This window comes from Sphingomonas sp. GC_Shp_6, from assembly GCF_026540835.1.
Classification (GTDB): Bacteria; Pseudomonadota; Alphaproteobacteria; order Sphingomonadales; family Sphingomonadaceae; genus Sphingomonas.
This window is the reverse complement of record NZ_JALNUO010000017.1, coordinates 39,590-55,214: the sequence shown is the minus strand read 5'-3', so window position 1 is coordinate 55,214 and position 15,625 is coordinate 39,590. Positions and strand designations below refer to the sequence as shown.

The window sequence follows — 15,625 nt, the reverse complement described above, 5'->3', positions numbered from 1 at the left end:
GAGAATACCCATGACCCGTACGATCACCGCGTTGTTCGATAAACGTGCTGATGCCGAGGCTGCCGAAGCCCGTCTGAAGGCCTCCAACGTTGATGCCGGCCACATCTGCATCCATGACCAGTCGACGCAGGGCTACAGCGCCGACAAGCACTCGACCCACACCGACATGGGCATGTGGGCATCGGTCAAGAACGCGCTTCTTCCCGATGAGGATCGCCACACCTACGAGGAGGGTGTCCGTCGCGGCGGCTTCCTGCTGACCGCCGACGTCGGCGAGGAGCATATCGACGACGCGGTGAAGGTGCTGGAGGAGGCCGACACGGTCGACATCGACGAGCGCTCCAATCAGTGGCGCCAGTCGGGTTGGGACTATGCTCCTGGTGCCGCTCCGACAGTCGGTGCCGCTGCTTATGGCACCACGGCGGCACCCATGAAGACGGAGACTAATGCGGCCGGCGAGGAGGTCGTACCGATCATCGAGGAGCAGCTAGTCGTCGGTAAGCGCGAGGTTGATCGCGGCGGTGCCCGCGTTCGCTCCTACGTCACTGAAACGGCGGTCCACGAGCAGGTCCGTCTGCGCGACGAGAAGATCAACGTGCAGCGCCGCGCGGTTGATCGGCCGATGACGGACGCCGACGATGCATTCCGCGAGCGGACGATCGACATGACCGCGACCGGCGAGGAAGCGGTGGTCGGCAAGACCGCGCGCGTCGTCGAGGAGGTCGTGATTTCCAAGACTGCTGGCGAGCACGTCGAGGAGATCAACGACACGGTGCGTCGCACCGACGTCGAGATCGACGAGGACAAGGGCACTTCGGTCGATCCGACCTACAAGCGCTGAGCGAAGACGTGGAGTCGTGCGGGCGTTTTGCCCGCACGACCTTGTCGCCACCCACTCGAGCAAGCGACTTAGTCGAGGAAGGAGCAGACGTTGTATCTTGATCCTGCTTCCTCTGGCACCCGGACTACAATCGACGTGACCATGCGTGAGCGCCGATTCGGCCTTGAGCAAAACCTGTGGAACCGCGTCCGTGCTGCGTTTCCATCGCAGACGTGTTCGACTCTCCGGCTTGAACAAAGCGGTGGCGATCACCTGCTGCTTATCGTTGACGAGAACCGAGCCTTTCGATTTCCGCGGCCCGGCAAGCATGGGCTTGGGCTCGAGATTAGCGTGCTGGAGTGCCTGCGGGGACAGGCGCGGGTCGCCATTCCCGCCTATGACCTGGTGGACCCCGACGGCGGGTTCGCAGGCTATCCATTGATCCCGGGGGTTCAGCTGACCCCCGCACGCTTCTCGGCGCTGTCGATCGATGCTGGACGGACGGTTCTGGCCGATACGCTGGTGATGCTGAAGCTGCTTCACGCGCTCGAACCGCACCTCGTCATGCCGATCGACCGATGGCCTCGGATGTGGTCCTCCGGCCAATTCGCCGATCGGATCGCTAACGAACGACTGCTGTTGCTCGCAAATCGGCTGCCCGTGTTGGCCATGCCGATCGCCGCGTTCCTCGATCGCTACCGCATCGACCGGGCGCCGCGCGACATCGTGCTCCATGGCGATCTCGTCTGCGATCATTTGCTGATTGACGAGACGACGGATCGGCTGGCCGGCATCATTGATTTCAGCGACGTCGCGCTGGGCGATCCCGCGCACGATCTGCTTGGATTCTGGACGTATGGCGCGCCGGCCGCTGCCTATGCGGTTAAGTGCTGTGCCGATGCTGACACCGATCCTACGCTGTTTGCCCGATCACACCGTCACTTCGTCCGCTACGAGATTGACCGCCTATATGAGAGTATCGTCGATGGCGCCTCGGACCGCACCATTCAGCAGCATGGCACGAAAGTGATCGAACTGATCGCCGCTTCGCTGCGCGCCGACCCAATCACAGGAGAGTATGATGGCTGAACCGACCACACACGAGAACGACTTGCCCGAGCGCGAACTGGCAGCGCGGTATAAGGCCGCAGCGATGGACGTGAAACAAGATCCCATTGCGACGGCTGGACAGGCGAAGCAGCGGGCATCGTCGTTGCTCGATCAGGTCAAGGACAAGGTCATCACCGTCGCCTCGACCCAGAAGGACGGCGTCGCGGATCGCATCGACGAATTGGCGCAGTCGGTTCACAAGGCCGGCGAGCCTTTCGCTGGGCAGCAGGAGTGGATCGCGGACGCGATCGAACGCGGGGCAAGCGAGTTGCAGTCGCTCGCCGCGTCGTTGCGCGACAACGATCTCGGATCGCTCTCCCGTCAAGTCGGATCGCTCGCGCAACGGAGGCCGGCGTTGTTCGCGGGCATCTGCCTCGCTGGCGGGCTCGCTTTGGCACGGATCGGCAAGCTTGTTGCGGCCGATCTGTCGCGAGGGGATCTGCCGTCGCTCCCGGAGGTAGGGCATGGCAACTGATCAAGCCATGCGCCACCCGTTGAGCGACATCCTAGGCGCCTTTGCCGGGGACGTTAAGCATCTGGTGAAGGGTGAAATCGCGCTTGCCCGCGCCGAGGTCGACCAGAAGCTGCGCGGTCTCGTCATCGCCGCCGTCCTGATCGTCGGCGGTGCGCTGGTGGCGTTCGCAGGTCTGGTCGTCCTGTTGGAAGGCGGTGCTGCGGTCCTCGCCTATTGGCTACCAGCCTGGGCATCGTTGCTGATCGTCGGCATCGTTATCGTCGCCGTCGGCGGAACCGTCAGCTGGATTGGCGTGTCCAAGCTGTCGCTCAAGGCGATCAAGCCCGAGCGGATGATCGCCAACGTTCAGCGTGACGTCCACATGATCAAGGACCGAGGCTGATGGACACGTCGGAGATCGACCGGATCGAAGCCGATTTGGCGCGCACACGCGAGCGGATACGCATCCGTCTGAACGAGCTTCGGCACCATCTCACGCCACGACAGATGGTCGACGACGCTTTTGTCCGCTTCCGAGGCGGTCAGGGCGGCGACTTCACCGACGACGTGATCGGGCGGGTCAAAGCCAATCCGGTCCCCGCCGGGATCGCGGGGCTCGCTATTGCATGGTTGATGGCCGGCAAAACGGAAGTTGCATCGCAAAGCCGGCACACCCGTACCAGCGCCTCGACGTTCAGCCGGAGGCGAACAACTCGTTCGACGAACCGGCCATCTCTCCCAGCACAGGAAGTCGCTTCATGACCCGTTCGAACCGCAGCACGATCTCGTCCGTCACAAGCAATCCGTTCGCGCTTGGCGCTGCGGCGGCGTTGGTCGGGATCATCGCTGGTGCGCTGATCCCGACGTTGCGCAAGGAAGAAGAGGCGCTGGGCTCCGTTGCCACCAAACTGCGCGTCGCTGGCCGCGACTTGGCGCAGGACGTGATCGATCACGGAGGGCAAGTCGTGGGAGAAACGTTTGCCGCGGCGAAGGGCAGTGCGGACGCACATGGGCTGAGCGGGGCCAAGCCAGTCGGCGAACTCTTCGCCGACGTGAAGAGCGGTGCGTTGGCGAAGGACATCCGGCAGGTGGCACATGAGACGCTGCAGGCCGGTCGCGACAGCACGGAGACGCATCTGGCCGCCACGACGGAGACAGTGCAGTCTGAAGCCGATACGAAGGCTTAGTATCGATCCCATTTTCCGTAAGGCGGGAAGGCCGCGCCGGCTGACGACAAATAGCGCAATCAGAATGCCGCGACATACCGTGCGCGTTTACAAGCTAGGACTTGACTAACTACGAGCATGTCCGCGCTAGGTACTCTTGCAACCTTTGCCTTCCACGGCACCGATTATGGGTAACGTGTTAGGGCATCTCGTATTTACCAACCATCTCAAGGGTGCGACACAAACTCATTTGCCGTAGTTGGTTTATGCCGATGCGCAGTACCGTCTGGAATGGAGGAGCAAGGATGAGCAGACTCTGCTACATCTAGCAACAAAGCACCTCTAGGAGCATCAATGCGAAGTCTCATTCCCGTTCTTATCATCTGCTCGATGGAACCAGGTGCTCAGGCGACACTGCCTCGCCGTAGCACCGAGGCAATCAAGACTTTGGACGGCTTTAGCCGGTGCGTCGGAAAACAGCGATCAGAAGCGATCCGGCTTTTGGCTACACTTCCCGAAAGTGATGAAGAACATAGGCAGGCAAATCGCATCGCAACGTCCAGCTGTCTGGCCAGCGGTATGCTAAAATTCAGGGCGAACCTCATGCGAGGTACGATAGCTGAGTTTATCTTGAAAGCGGATCGAAAGGCGCTTCGTCGACCTGAAGAAAAGTACACCTTCGATGTACCAGCGGAAGATATTTTGTCCCGAGCGCCTGGTGGGCAGCAGGCCGCTATCGCTCTTGTGCTTTTCGGACAGTGCGTTGCTCACGAAAATTCGATGGGCGTGAAAGCCATCCTGGGCACATCGGTCGAAACGCGAGCTGAGATCGAGGCCTTCCGGCCTCTAACAGGAGCAATGACCAAGTGCTCAACTGCCAACTTCAAGGTAGACCGTTTTCAGATGCGTGGCTACCTTGCGGAAGGTGCTTACCGTGAGTTTGTTGCAGCAGGTCCGGCTTAATCAGATCCGCATTATCGTCCGATCAATGCCACTCGGCGACGCGGGACTGGCACGCAATTTCCTCACTACCTTGGTAGGTGTAGATTATGCTGCATTGTGACGAACTATCTTAACTACTACCTGCGCCTGAGTGAATTGCAGGCCAGCCACTGCGCTCGCCGCTCGGTACTTCTTAGGTATGCCTTTAACGGACCGGGGAAAACTCGGTCCGTTATCGCTGGATTGATGGCGTAAAAAGGACCAACGCGGGAAGTACCACGTCAAGAAGACCAATCATGTTCGTTCGCGCCTATCTTCGTGCTTCCACATCCGAACAGGACGCCGGCCGTGCCCGCGGCGTCCTGGATGCATTTGCTGCCGAGCAAGGCTTGCGGATCGCGGCCCGCTATCTCGAGAATGAAAGCGGCGCCAAACTCGAGCGCCCTGAGCTGTTCCGCCTGCTGGCGGACTGCGAGCCTGGGGACATGCTCCTGGTCGAGCAGGTCGATCGCCTGTCGCGTCTGACATCGCCGGACTGGACGAGGCTTCGCAGTGTGATCGATGCCAAGCAGGTGCGGATCGTGGCACTCGATCTTCCTACCTCGTGGAGCCTTGCTGCCCCCGCTGATGATTTTACCGGCCGCATGTTTGCAGCCATCAACAGTATGATGCTCGATGTCCTCGCAGCCGTTGCCCGCAAGGATTACGAGGATCGACGTCGCCGGCAGGCAGAGGGCACCGCAAAGGCCAAGGCAGCGGGGCTCTATAAAGGTCGGCCGGAGAACAAGGCGCGCAATGCCGTGATCGCCACGATGTTGCAGGGTGGGCGGACCTGGCGCGAGGTCATGGATGCAACGGGATGCAGCCGCACGCTTTTGGCGAAGATCGCGCGCTCACAGCGGCGCAGCGATGAATTATAGATTGATAGCAAAATGAACCCAATGTAGATTAGCGATCGCCTCTGGTGCGATTTAAGGAAAAGACAATTGCCTGAAAACGATAACAAAGCCGACATGGTGATGCTGGCAGCCGATCTCACCTCGGCATGGCTCTCAAACGCAAATAACCGGGTCAACGCCGATGACGTGCCGGCCTTTCTCGCCAAAATGCACGCCACCGTGCAGCAGCTTTCCGGGCAGAATCAACCTGTTGCCGACGAACCCGCGCCTCAGGAATACACGGCCGCGGTCTCGGTGCGGAAGTCACTCGCCTCGCCTGACCACATCATCTCGATGATCGATGGCAAGAGCTACAAGACGCTCAAGCGTCACCTCTCCACCAACGGCCTGACGCCTGCCGAGTACCGTGAGCGGTACGGCCTCAAGGCCGATTACCCCATGGTTGCACCTACGTATGGCGAAGCACGCCGACAGATGGCCAAGAAGATCGGTCTGGGACGCAAGCCCAAGGCCGATGCACCGGATGCAGCGCCTGCAAAGCCGCCACGCAAGCCCAAGACGCCCGAAACTGCCGAGTGACGAGACTTGCGCCGGAAGAGTAAAACCTTCCGGCGCATCTCACCTATAGTGGCGGTCGAGATCAGATTGCGGTTTTGTGAGCAATCAATGCGGCAACGTTCCTGCAAAGAGACTGCATGTGAATTCTTTGCCGTGAACTTAGCGGGCCCCGTGGCTTTGTATCGAGCACGCACAAAGCCCCAATGGGATAGCCATTGCGCGGGGTAATCGGAAGTCCGCTATAAAAGCGTAGAGATGCCACACCTGTGACAAGAGGGTTGTTCCGATACCGGCGGTGACACGAAGCGTCCAAAACCTCTATCCCGCATGGTGACATAATTGTGTCCGAGCAGAACGCAATTGAACGTCGAACCTGTTGGACATTAAGGCCTACGGCAGCTTTAAACCAAACGCGATTACCCTCCACCAAAGACACCATCGCGATAGGACAGTCGGTCATCTGAGATAGATCGTGTACGACTCTATCTAGATCGGCATCTCGTTCATCGTTTGAGAGACGAAGCCCTCGAACGTAACTTACCCTTTCCTGCTCATAACAAATCGAGTGGCGCATGATTTACACTCTGCTAATCGGTAGGCTGGAGAAAGCCTAAGTCGTCGATGGTAATCAACTTACTAATAAGTCAATACGGTTTGACCATCGAACTAGAAAGCCACCGTAGTAGGCGCCAACGCCGTCCAGAAACATGGGTTACTACGCTAGCTAACTCCTATTAGTAAGACATTCTGCCCCATTTCTGACGCAGCATTATCAGTTTTTTTAGTGATTTCGACGATACCCACGCTCAAAGGCCAGCGACGGAACACGCTGGCACTGATCTTACGAAAAGGGATTCGTCGATGTTCAGCTGGTTCTCAAAAACGGCGCCAATCCGAACGAAGTTTAAGGTGTTGCTCTGCATCTACACCACCATCGCTCTCAGCGGTATGGCTACGACCTATCTTGCGGCGATCACCCCGCCCGAGCAAGCCGGTCGCTACACAATCATCGGCGTCGTCATGGTGTTGCTTACCATTGCGACGACGTTGTGGAGCGCGCAGGCCATCAGCGACCCGTATGTGACGACAGTCGTTCGGATGGAAGGACTGGCTGCCGGCGATCTGATCAGCCCCATTGAACACACTGACCATCGCGATTGCGTAGGCAGGCTGACAGTAGCCATGGGGACCTTCCGCGATAACGCACAGCATATCGCAGACGCACGCGCTGCTCAGACAATCATCGTATCGGCATTGGGAGGCGGGCTCAGTCGGCTTGCAAAAGGCGATCTTGGCAGTCACATCAGCGAGGTATTCCCACCGGAATACGACCAGTTGCGCCGCGATTACAATGCCGCGGTCGATGCGCTTTCCGATGCTTTGGGCGCGGTGAACCGCTCCACGTCCAGTATCCGGACCGCCTCATCGGAAATTAGCGCGGCATCCGACGATCTATCGCACCGCACCGAGCAGCAAGCGGCGAGTCTTGAGGAGACCGCGGCGTCGATGGACGAGATCACATCGACCGTGCGCGAAACAGCCCAGGGTGCAGCGCGTGTGAACGCGGTAGTGGGCGAGGCCAAGAACGACGCCGAGACCAGCGGCAGGGTCGTTCGCGAGGCGGTTACCGCTATGGGCGGGATCGAGAAGTCGAGCCAGGAAATTTCGGAGATCATCAGCGTTATCGACGGAATTGCCTTTCAAACTAACCTGCTCGCGCTGAACGCTGGTGTCGAAGCAGCGCGCGCTGGCGATGCGGGACGAGGATTTGCGGTGGTCGCCTCCGAGGTGCGCGCGCTCGCCCAGCGGTCAGCGGACGCAGCCAAGGACGTGAAAACCAAGATCCTGGCAAGTTCCCAGCAGGTTGAAAATGGCGTCGAGCTTGTCGGCGAGACGGGCAAATCGCTTGAGCGCATTGTTACTCGGATCAATGAGATAAGCGCACTTGTCTCCACCATTGCCGCATCAGCCGAACAACAGGCATCGGGTCTCCAGCAGGTCAATATCGCAGTCGGCGAGATGGACAATGTCACCCAGCAGAACGCGGCCATGGTCGAGCAATCGACCGCTGCTGCGCGTAGTCTGGCAGGCGAGGCCGACGAATTGGCCCGTCACGTCGCTGGTTTTCGTCTTTCTGATAGCGCTCACGGTAGTGGGCATCGCGAGCAGGTAGACCAGGCTCCTCGCCGCGCAGCGGCGGTGAAGCTTGTAGCCAAACGGCCTCAGACGCGTGGCGCACTAGCGCTAGCGATCGAGCCGGATGAAGACGATTGGTCCAAGTTCTGAGCGGACGGCTGCGCTCATCGGCCAGCCATTTTCCTGCTGGTCAGGGCCTAGAAAGGAAATGCCATGACGCGGCTGCCTCTACCTGGCACGTTCGATCTTCCTGCTGTAATCCAATTGGCGGGTAAGTTGCGCTCGACTAGTGGGCCCGTCGTTCTTGACGGTGCGGCCGTCGAGCGGATTGGTATCCCTGGTCTTCAGCTTCTTTTAAGCGCGCAAGCGACCGCGCAGGCCGGCGGAAAGATGTTCGAAATCAGGCATCCAAGTAACGCATTGATTACTGCGGCCAACACCGCGGGTGCAAATGAGATTATTGGCATCGGTTCCTGCGATGCAATTTGATGAGATTCAAGCGATCTTCTTCCAAGAATGCGAGGAAGGGCTAGCCGCTATCGAAATCAATTTGGCCGAGATCCGCGATGCTGCACCTGAAGCCGAGACAATTAACACCATCTTTCGCGCGGTTCATTCGATTAAGGGGGGTGCTGGCGCGTTCGGGTTAGAGACACTCCAAGGCTTTGCGCATCACCTGGAAACCGTGCTCGACCTGCTGCGCACCGGCGAGCTAACGTCGACGCCTGATCTCACCGTTCTGCTGTTCGCGGCGTTCGACGTGCTGAGCGACCATGTCGCGAGCGCACAAGCGGGGAGCGGTGCGCCCAACGACGCGGCGGTGCTCGCGCAGTTGGAGGCGGCTGCGGCCATGGCCTCGGGCGGGTCGGCAGTCGACGAACCCGAGCCGGTACCGGTTACCGACGACTCCACCAGGATCGATGTCAGCGAGATGATGGATCTCGATCTCGACTCGCTGCTCGCATCGATCGAGGCGCCTGTTGCGACACAAGCGGCCTGGTGGGTCCAAATCTGCCCCGGCCGCGGCGCGTTCCACAATGGTGCCGATCCGCTGCCGCTGCTTCGCGAGATCGAAACGCTAGGTGGCTCGGTCGTCTCGCTAGATACTAGCGCTCTGCCGTCACTAGAGACGCTAGTGGTCGACGAATGCTGGATCGGCTGGACGATGCAGGTGCCGGGTTCAGTGTCCCGCGACGATATCGAAGCCGTATTCGACTTCGTGGCGGACAGCTACCGAGTTACGCTCTCGCACGAACCCCCTTCAGTGCTGGGGCCTGAGCCAGATTCCGTACCGTCCGCCGAGTCGACATTGGCGGCGCCTGCACTAGCACCAGCCACGCCTGGACCACCATCCGAGCTGTCGCCTACACCATTGCCTGCTGACGACGTCGGCAAAGCTCCGGTGAATTCCGTGACAATACGCGTCGAACTCGAGAAGCTCGACCGGCTCGTTAATTTGGTCGGCGAGCTCGTTATTACCCAGGCGATGTTGGCTCAGCAGCTTTCAGTGCGCGGAATCGGCGCTATCGACGAGCTCTCAGATCTCGATCACTTGACGCGTGAGCTGCAGGAAAGCGCGATGTCGATCCGAGCGCAACCAGTCAAATCCGTCTTCAGCCGCGTGCCGCGCATAATTCGCGAACTGGAGGCTGGCACCGGCAAACGCGTCAGGTTGGAAGTCGAAGGCGAGATGACCGAAGTCGACAAGACCGTAGTCGAGCGCATCGGCGAGCCGCTGACCCACATGATCCGAAACGCGGTCGATCATGGACTGGAGATGCCCGATGAGCGTGTCGCTGCGGGTAAGCCGGCGGAGGGCGTGGTGCGCTTAGCGGCCGAGCACCGATCAGGCAGGATTGTCATCTCGGTTTCGGATGACGGTCGCGGCATTGATCTTCCCCGCGTACGCACGAAGGCCATAGAACGCGGGATCATCGCCGCAGACGCCAGCTTGTCCGACGAGGACATCGAAAACCTGATTTTCGCACCCGGGTTCTCGACTGCGGCGAGCGTATCTAACATTTCTGGACGCGGCGTGGGCATGGATGTCGTGCGCCGCAACGTGCAGTCTTTGGGGGGGCGCATTGGCATCACATCGAAGTTTGGCAAGGGATCGACCTTCACGCTAACGCTACCGCTGACGCTTGCCATCCTTGATGGTATGGTCGTCAGCGTGGGCGAGCAAACCTACGTGATCCCCCTTACCCATGTAGTCGAAAGCTTGCGGCCGCAGCATGGCGACGTCCGCGGCTTTGGCCCCGACGCTGGAGTTCTCGATGTCCGCGGCGCATACCTGCCAATCCTTCCGGTAGGCCAACTACTGAATGTGCCCGAGGCGGGCACCGAGCCGACCAAGGCGGTGTTGGTAGTCGTCGAAACCGACGCCGGTCAGGCGATCCTGATGGTCGACGGCATCCAAGACCAGCGTCAGGTAGTCGTAAAAAGCCTTGAGGCGAATTATGCGCCGGTCGCGGGATTGGCAGGCGCCACAATCCTTGGCGACGGCCGCGTCGCGCTGATCCTCGATGTCGAGACGCTCGTTCAGCGACATCGCGGCGAAACGAACCGGGCACTTGCGGCATGAGCGCCGTGCCCGCACACGTCAGCGAGTTCGCGCTTGGCAACGCCGAGTTCGAATTCATCGCGCGGATGACGCACGCGCACGCGGGCATCGTGCTGAACGACGGCAAGCGTCAGCTCGTTTATTCGCGCCTTGCCAAACTGGTACGGCGACGGGGCCTGGCCGGCTTCGACGCTTATGTCGAGTTGTTGAAGAACGATGCCAAAGCGCGTCGCGAGGCGATCTTTGCGCTGACTACCAATCATACCAAGTTCTTCCGCGAGGATCACCATTTTAATCACTTCGACCGCGTCGTTCGACCCACGCTGCTTGCGCAGGCCGAAAGAGGCCGGCCGGTCCGACTTTGGTCGTCGGCGAGTTCAAGCGGGGAAGAGCCTTATTCGTTGGCAATGACGCTGCTCGGCGATAATCGTGCCGCAGCAACCCGGCTGATCCAGCGCGACGTGGCTATGCTCGCTACCGACCTTGCCCCACACGTCCTCGCGACCGCGGCAGCCGGGCGATATCCGGCTGAAATGGCTAAGGACGTGCCAGAACGCTTCCGCCGCGCATGGACGCGCACTGAGGGCGACGAAATGGTGATGGCGTCGGAGCTGAAACGTGTCGTCAGCTACCGGCCGCTTAATCTGCTTGGTCCGTGGCCGATGCAGGGCACGTTCGACGCGATTTTCTGCCGCAACGTCATGATCTATTTTGACGAGCCTACTAAAGAGCGGCTGATCGCACGCTTTGCCGAACTGCTCGGACCTGGCGGTCATCTCTATATCGGCCATTCCGAGCGCGTGACTGGTCCGGCAGTCGACGCCTTTGAGCCCGTTGGCCAGACGATCTATCGGAAGCGCGCATGATGCCGGTGCGAGTACTGGTCGTTGACGATTCAGCGACGATGCGAGGCATGCTGCGCGCAATGCTGGGTCGCGACCCCGCTATCGAGATCGTCGGCGAAGCCATCGACGCGGTCCATGCGCGACGGCTCATCAAAGAGTTAAATCCCGACGTCGTCACTCTCGATATTGAAATGCCAGGGATGAACGGGCTGGAGTTCCTAGAGAAGATCATGAGGCTACGGCCTATGCCGGTCGTGATCGTGTCGTCACTCACGGTTCGGGGCGCGGCCGCCACGGTCCGCGCGCTTGAAGCGGGCGCATTTGATTGTTTCGCCAAACCAACATCAATCGCGGCGATCCGCGACGACGATTCGCTCGCGCGGCTCATTCACGCCGCGGCCGGTTCTCCCCGACGCATAGCGCGGAATAGCGTGTCACACACTGCAGCCTCAGCCGGCCTGAACGGTCAAGGCATCGACCTGATTGCAGTCGGCGCTTCGACCGGAGGCGTAGAAGCGCTGCTCGAGGTAATAGGGGGCTTTGCAGCCGACTGCCCGCCGACCGTTATCGTTCAGCATATGCCGGCAACGTTCACCCCCAGCTTTGCTGAGCGGCTGAACCGAACCTGTCCACCAAACGTAGCAGAAGCGCGCAGCGGCACGCTTTTAAAAAGGGGCCATGTCTACCTGGCACCTGGTGGCACCCACCACATGGAAATTCTGGGAGCTAACGCTCCCCGCATCCGCCTCTTCGAGGGCGACAAGGTCAGCGGCCACCGTCCTTCGGTGGACGTGCTGTTCCGCTCGGTCGCCAAGCTCGGGCTCACCTCGGTCGGGATCCTCTTGACCGGAATGGGAGCCGATGGGGCGGCTGGCCTGCTGGCGATGCGGCAGAGTGGCGCGCGCACGATCGGTCAGGATCAGGCAACGAGTGTCGTTTACGGCATGCCGCAGAGTGCGTTCGTGATCGGTGCGGTTGGACGCCAGTTGCCACTTCAGCGAATTGCCGCTGCGGCGATGGAAGTCGCAGCATGAACGCGTTCGGATCCCGCATTGCCACGCCGCCACGATGTACACCCATCGTTCGAGCCGACGGATTTTGTCGCACTAGTATTATTCAAGGTGAACGCGGCGTGTCGGCGGATCCGCAGGTCCTCTTCAGCACCGTTTTAGGCAGCTGCATCGCCGCCTGTCTGTTCGATCCAGAAGCCAAGGTGGGAGGAATCAACCACTTTCTCCTTGGCGAACCTCAACCAGGGCAGATCATCGATGCTGCCGCACAGCATCGTTACGGTGTCCATGCGATGGAGTTGCTCATCAACGACATGCTCCGTCATGGTGCCAGACGTAGCCGGCTGCGCGCGCATCTTTACGGCGGTGCCAACCTCAACGCCGGCATGCGCGCGATCGGGACCGACAATGCCGCGTTCGCGGTGCGCTTCCTCCAGCAGGACGGTATTCCGTTGCTCGTGCAGGATCTAGGTGGCCGTTCCGCACGGCGGGTTGAGTTCCTGGCCGCCCAGGGACGTTCGCGGGTCAAGGTCGTCCGCGACGCTGCTGTTGCCGTTCCACCCCGTTATGTTTCCACGCCTGCCGTAACCAACAGCGGCGAACTCGATCTTTTCTGAAGGAAGGCTCCATGCCCAGAACCATTCTTACCGTCGACGATTCTCCGAGTATGCGAGCCCTGCTGCACCATGCCCTGACAGGTGAAGGCTATACGGTGAACCCTGCTGAGGACGGGGTGGATGCACTCGAGCGGATCGACGAAGCCGCCCCTGATCTCGTCATCACGGACATCAACATGCCGCGGATGGACGGTTTCGGCCTCATCGCCGCAGTGCGCAAAACCGAACGTTGGCGCCACGTACCCATCCTGGTCCTTTCAACCGAATTCTCAGACGAGAAGAAGCAGCGCGCCCGTTCGGCAGGCGCCACTGGCTGGATCGTCAAGCCGTTCGATCCGCCCAAGCTAGCTGCTGCCGTGCGCCGCGTGCTGCTGTAATCCCAGAGAAGGATAGCCTATGACTCGCCAGCTCATCACCTTCGAACTCGGCGACCAGTCGCTGGGCATCGACATCATGGCCATTCGTGAAATCCGCGCATGGTCGGCCGCCACACCGCTGCCCAACGTGCCCGCGCATATTCGAGGAGTCGTCAACCTGCGTGGCGTCGTGCTGCCGGTGCTCGACCTGCGCATGCGGCTTGGTTGGGGATCTACCCATCCCACGACGCGCCACGTCATCATCGTCGTGCAGATCGGCGCACAATTGCAGGGCGTTATCGTCGATGCGGTCAACGACATCGTTACGATCAAGCTCGAAGATATGCAGCCGCTACCAGACGTGGGATCCGGTCAAGCTGCGGCGCTGCTCGAGGGTCTTGCCACCGTAGATAATCGCATGATCCTTGTCCTGGATCTTAATCGGCTCGCGCCGCCGTCTTTGGCCGAAGCTGCGTAGTATTTTCGCGCTGTAAGGAACGTCTGTTATGGCGAAAGCCAAGGTACTTGTGGTTGACGACTCGCTCACCATGCGCGCATTGGTGGCAGGCATGCTGGAAAAGGATAAAGACATCGAGGTCGTAGGCCTTGCTGATGGTGCTGAAGAGGCGCGCCGAATGGTGGCCGAATTAAAGCCCACAGTAATGACGCTCGACATCGAAATGCCTGGCATGAACGGCATAGATTACCTGGCGCAGATCATGGAGACCGCACCGATGCCGGTCATCATGTTTTCCACGCTCACAGCTAAGGGAGCCGACAGCTCGATCGAGGCTCTGCGCTTGGGTGCGCTCGACTGCTATCCTAAGCCGACGCGCGCGACGCCCGACGAGATGCAAGCAGCGATGGGCAAACTTGCCAAAACCGTCAAGGATGCGCCCAAGCGGTTTGCTGCGTTGAACGATGGCAAGTCTGGGAAAACCACAAAGGTGACATCGGGTATCCCTTTCCCCTGGAATGGCAAGGTCGTCGTAGTTGGCGCTGATGCCGGCAGCACCAAACCGCTCTTTGATCTGCTCGAAAGCTGGCCGATGGATGGGCCGCCTGTCGTCGTAATCCAGCACATGCGTCCAGAATTTGCAGACGGCATGATCGCAAAGCTGTCGCAGACAGTCGCGCCCCATGTCGTTGAGGCCAGCGAGGGACTGAAGCTCAAGCCCGGCATGATCGTCTTTTCACGGCCCGGCGCCCACCATGTCTATGTTGACCAGTGGCCCGGGGGTACGATTCGCCTGCTCGACAAGCCCCCTTTCGCTGGGCAGCGCCCATCCGTTTCTTTGATGATGGCGACACTTGCCAAGAGCGCAGCCGAGCAAACCATCGGGATCTTACTCGCCGGAGGCGAGGATGGCGGACAAGGGGTCGCAGCCCTGCGGTCAGCTCGCGGCTATGCAATCGCTCCTTCAGAAGATGGTTCGGGTCAGCTCGAGTTAGGGCGCGGCATGGCAGTCCAGCCGATCAAGGCCAGCGAGATATCGAGCTTGGTCTTGGACATGTGTCGTGGGTGAGGTAAACATGTTCGATATTGATGCGCGACTCGCTCGAGAACTGCATGCCGCGAAGTTAGCAATCGAGGACCTCGCAGTCGAACTCTGCTCAGACCCTGTTGTATTTAAACACCATAACGTAGCGCTTCAGCGTTTTGACTACCTTGCACAGATTATCGGTGAGGTAGCTCATGTTCTGAATAGCCGCCAGTCGTGTACTGGTGTGTCGCATGCTATCAGGCTCGAGGCGATGCTCGGCCGACTTGAAGACGATCTTAGCTGATTGATCCCACATGGTGAAGTCCTCTGTTGGTATGGACAGCTATAAAGGCCGGGTTAGTCCCAGATGGACGCCTGCTGAGAGGGGTTTGATGAAACGTCTATTTCCAGCGTCTTATTAAGCGGCCGTGTAAAAACTTGCCTGGTAGCGACCCGAACGGCGAACGACAGCTTACGCTCTGATCAAGGGCTGGCGATCAGCGTATAGGCTGCCCATGAGACGTCTGTTCTGCGTTTGGGCGGCTTGCGCCGGATGGGTTTGACTACCTTAGGGCTCTTTCAGAATGCCCCTGATTCCAAACAAGGCTACCGCGATCGCCATCAGCAAAATGTGAGCAAAGATACCCTTCGCGAGCCACCCTGGA

At 59.8% G+C, this 15,625-nt stretch carries 19 protein-coding genes; all 19 read left to right on the top strand.

Features of this window, described 5'->3' with window-relative positions:
• The first annotated feature begins 10 nt into the window (after positions 1-10).
• Positions 11-841, top strand: a complete 831-nt coding sequence (locus tag OXQ95_RS15820) for a YsnF/AvaK domain-containing protein (protein ID WP_267382448.1) — start codon at positions 11-13, stop codon at positions 839-841.
• A 90-nt stretch (positions 842-931) separates the two neighbouring features.
• Positions 932-1,909, top strand: a complete 978-nt coding sequence (locus OXQ95_RS15815; RefSeq protein WP_267382447.1) for an aminoglycoside phosphotransferase family protein — start codon at positions 932-934, stop codon at positions 1,907-1,909.
• Positions 1,902-2,405, top strand: coding sequence for a hypothetical protein (locus OXQ95_RS15810; protein WP_267382446.1), 504 nt, complete (start codon positions 1,902-1,904; stop codon positions 2,403-2,405). Before OXQ95_RS15815 ends, OXQ95_RS15810 begins: the two co-directional genes overlap by 8 nt.
• On the top strand, positions 2,395-2,787 hold the full coding sequence (locus OXQ95_RS15805) for a phage holin family protein (protein WP_267382445.1): 393 nt from the start codon (positions 2,395-2,397) through the stop codon (positions 2,785-2,787). Before OXQ95_RS15810 ends, OXQ95_RS15805 begins: the two co-directional genes overlap by 11 nt.
• Positions 2,787-3,146: a DUF3618 domain-containing protein gene (locus tag OXQ95_RS15800; RefSeq protein ID WP_267382443.1), complete on the top strand. Its 360-nt coding sequence runs from the start codon at positions 2,787-2,789 to the stop codon at positions 3,144-3,146. Before OXQ95_RS15805 ends, OXQ95_RS15800 begins: the two co-directional genes overlap by 1 nt.
• Positions 3,143-3,571: a hypothetical protein gene (locus OXQ95_RS15795; protein ID WP_267382442.1), complete on the top strand. Its 429-nt coding sequence runs from the start codon at positions 3,143-3,145 to the stop codon at positions 3,569-3,571. Before OXQ95_RS15800 ends, OXQ95_RS15795 begins: the two co-directional genes overlap by 4 nt.
• Positions 3,572-3,904: 333 nt before the next feature.
• Positions 3,905-4,513, top strand: coding sequence for a hypothetical protein (locus OXQ95_RS15790; protein ID WP_267382441.1), 609 nt, complete (start codon positions 3,905-3,907; stop codon positions 4,511-4,513).
• Positions 4,514-4,788: 275 nt separating this feature from the next.
• On the top strand, positions 4,789-5,412 hold the full coding sequence (locus OXQ95_RS15785) for a recombinase family protein (protein WP_267382440.1): 624 nt from the start codon (positions 4,789-4,791) through the stop codon (positions 5,410-5,412).
• A gap of 93 nt (positions 5,413-5,505) precedes the next feature.
• Complete coding sequence (locus OXQ95_RS15780; protein WP_267382462.1) at positions 5,506-5,970, top strand: MucR family transcriptional regulator; 465 nt, start codon at positions 5,506-5,508, stop codon at positions 5,968-5,970.
• Positions 5,971-6,810: 840 nt separating this feature from the next.
• Positions 6,811-8,235 (top strand): methyl-accepting chemotaxis protein, encoded by a 1,425-nt coding sequence (locus OXQ95_RS15775; protein ID WP_267382439.1) that lies wholly within the window; start codon positions 6,811-6,813, stop codon positions 8,233-8,235.
• Between the two features lie 63 nt (positions 8,236-8,298).
• Positions 8,299-8,574, top strand: coding sequence for an STAS domain-containing protein (locus OXQ95_RS15770; RefSeq protein ID WP_267382438.1), 276 nt, complete (start codon positions 8,299-8,301; stop codon positions 8,572-8,574).
• The gene (locus OXQ95_RS15765) at positions 8,564-10,669 is read left to right on the top strand and encodes a chemotaxis protein CheA (RefSeq protein ID WP_267382436.1); all 2,106 of its coding nucleotides are present in this window, start codon (positions 8,564-8,566) and stop codon (positions 10,667-10,669) included. The genes OXQ95_RS15770 and OXQ95_RS15765 overlap by 11 nt, the downstream gene beginning before the upstream one ends.
• Positions 10,666-11,514, top strand: a complete 849-nt coding sequence (locus tag OXQ95_RS15760; protein WP_267382435.1) for a protein-glutamate O-methyltransferase CheR — start codon at positions 10,666-10,668, stop codon at positions 11,512-11,514. The genes OXQ95_RS15765 and OXQ95_RS15760 overlap by 4 nt, the downstream gene beginning before the upstream one ends.
• On the top strand, positions 11,514-12,527 hold the full coding sequence (locus OXQ95_RS15755) for a chemotaxis response regulator protein-glutamate methylesterase (protein ID WP_267382461.1): 1,014 nt from the start codon (positions 11,514-11,516) through the stop codon (positions 12,525-12,527). The genes OXQ95_RS15760 and OXQ95_RS15755 overlap by 1 nt, the downstream gene beginning before the upstream one ends.
• The gene (locus tag OXQ95_RS15750) at positions 12,524-13,120 is read left to right on the top strand and encodes a chemotaxis protein CheD (RefSeq protein WP_267382434.1); all 597 of its coding nucleotides are present in this window, start codon (positions 12,524-12,526) and stop codon (positions 13,118-13,120) included. Before OXQ95_RS15755 ends, OXQ95_RS15750 begins: the two co-directional genes overlap by 4 nt.
• Positions 13,121-13,131: 11 nt before the next feature.
• On the top strand, positions 13,132-13,497 hold the full coding sequence (locus OXQ95_RS15745) for a response regulator (protein WP_267382433.1): 366 nt from the start codon (positions 13,132-13,134) through the stop codon (positions 13,495-13,497).
• A 19-nt stretch (positions 13,498-13,516) separates the two neighbouring features.
• Positions 13,517-13,954, top strand: coding sequence for a chemotaxis protein CheW (locus OXQ95_RS15740; RefSeq protein ID WP_267382432.1), 438 nt, complete (start codon positions 13,517-13,519; stop codon positions 13,952-13,954).
• 28 nt (positions 13,955-13,982) lie between these two features.
• Positions 13,983-15,002, top strand: coding sequence for a chemotaxis protein CheB (locus OXQ95_RS15735; protein WP_267382431.1), 1,020 nt, complete (start codon positions 13,983-13,985; stop codon positions 15,000-15,002).
• A 7-nt stretch (positions 15,003-15,009) separates the two neighbouring features.
• Positions 15,010-15,264 (top strand): hypothetical protein, encoded by a 255-nt coding sequence (locus OXQ95_RS15730; protein ID WP_267382430.1) that lies wholly within the window; start codon positions 15,010-15,012, stop codon positions 15,262-15,264.
• The last annotated feature ends 361 nt before the right edge of the window (positions 15,265-15,625 follow it).

Excerpts from the sequence above, each read along its gene's own strand:
- OXQ95_RS15775 (WP_267382439.1), top strand. The coding sequence starts at position 6,811 with ATGTTCAGCTGGTTCTCAAAAACGGCGCCAATCCGAACGAAGTTTAAG.
- OXQ95_RS15795 (WP_267382442.1), top strand. The coding sequence starts at position 3,143 with ATGACCCGTTCGAACCGCAGCACGATCTCGTCCGTCACAAGCAATCCG.
- OXQ95_RS15810 (WP_267382446.1), top strand. The coding sequence starts at position 1,902 with ATGGCTGAACCGACCACACACGAGAACGACTTGCCCGAGCGCGAACTG.
- OXQ95_RS15820 (WP_267382448.1), top strand. The coding sequence starts at position 11 with ATGACCCGTACGATCACCGCGTTGTTCGATAAACGTGCTGATGCCGAG.
- OXQ95_RS15770 (WP_267382438.1), top strand. The coding sequence starts at position 8,299 with ATGACGCGGCTGCCTCTACCTGGCACGTTCGATCTTCCTGCTGTAATC.
- OXQ95_RS15785 (WP_267382440.1), top strand. The coding sequence starts at position 4,789 with ATGTTCGTTCGCGCCTATCTTCGTGCTTCCACATCCGAACAGGACGCC.
- OXQ95_RS15755 (WP_267382461.1), top strand. The coding sequence starts at position 11,514 with ATGCCGGTGCGAGTACTGGTCGTTGACGATTCAGCGACGATGCGAGGC.
- OXQ95_RS15765 (WP_267382436.1), top strand. The coding sequence starts at position 8,564 with ATGCAATTTGATGAGATTCAAGCGATCTTCTTCCAAGAATGCGAGGAA.
- OXQ95_RS15730 (WP_267382430.1), top strand. The coding sequence starts at position 15,010 with ATGTTCGATATTGATGCGCGACTCGCTCGAGAACTGCATGCCGCGAAG.
- OXQ95_RS15805 (WP_267382445.1), top strand. The coding sequence starts at position 2,395 with ATGGCAACTGATCAAGCCATGCGCCACCCGTTGAGCGACATCCTAGGC.
- OXQ95_RS15760 (WP_267382435.1), top strand. The coding sequence starts at position 10,666 with ATGAGCGCCGTGCCCGCACACGTCAGCGAGTTCGCGCTTGGCAACGCC.
- OXQ95_RS15780 (WP_267382462.1), top strand. The coding sequence starts at position 5,506 with ATGGTGATGCTGGCAGCCGATCTCACCTCGGCATGGCTCTCAAACGCA.
- OXQ95_RS15740 (WP_267382432.1), top strand. The coding sequence starts at position 13,517 with ATGACTCGCCAGCTCATCACCTTCGAACTCGGCGACCAGTCGCTGGGC.
- OXQ95_RS15790 (WP_267382441.1), top strand. The coding sequence starts at position 3,905 with ATGCGAAGTCTCATTCCCGTTCTTATCATCTGCTCGATGGAACCAGGT.
- OXQ95_RS15750 (WP_267382434.1), top strand. The coding sequence starts at position 12,524 with ATGAACGCGTTCGGATCCCGCATTGCCACGCCGCCACGATGTACACCC.
- OXQ95_RS15745 (WP_267382433.1), top strand. The coding sequence starts at position 13,132 with ATGCCCAGAACCATTCTTACCGTCGACGATTCTCCGAGTATGCGAGCC.
- OXQ95_RS15735 (WP_267382431.1), top strand. The coding sequence starts at position 13,983 with ATGGCGAAAGCCAAGGTACTTGTGGTTGACGACTCGCTCACCATGCGC.
- OXQ95_RS15800 (WP_267382443.1), top strand. The coding sequence starts at position 2,787 with ATGGACACGTCGGAGATCGACCGGATCGAAGCCGATTTGGCGCGCACA.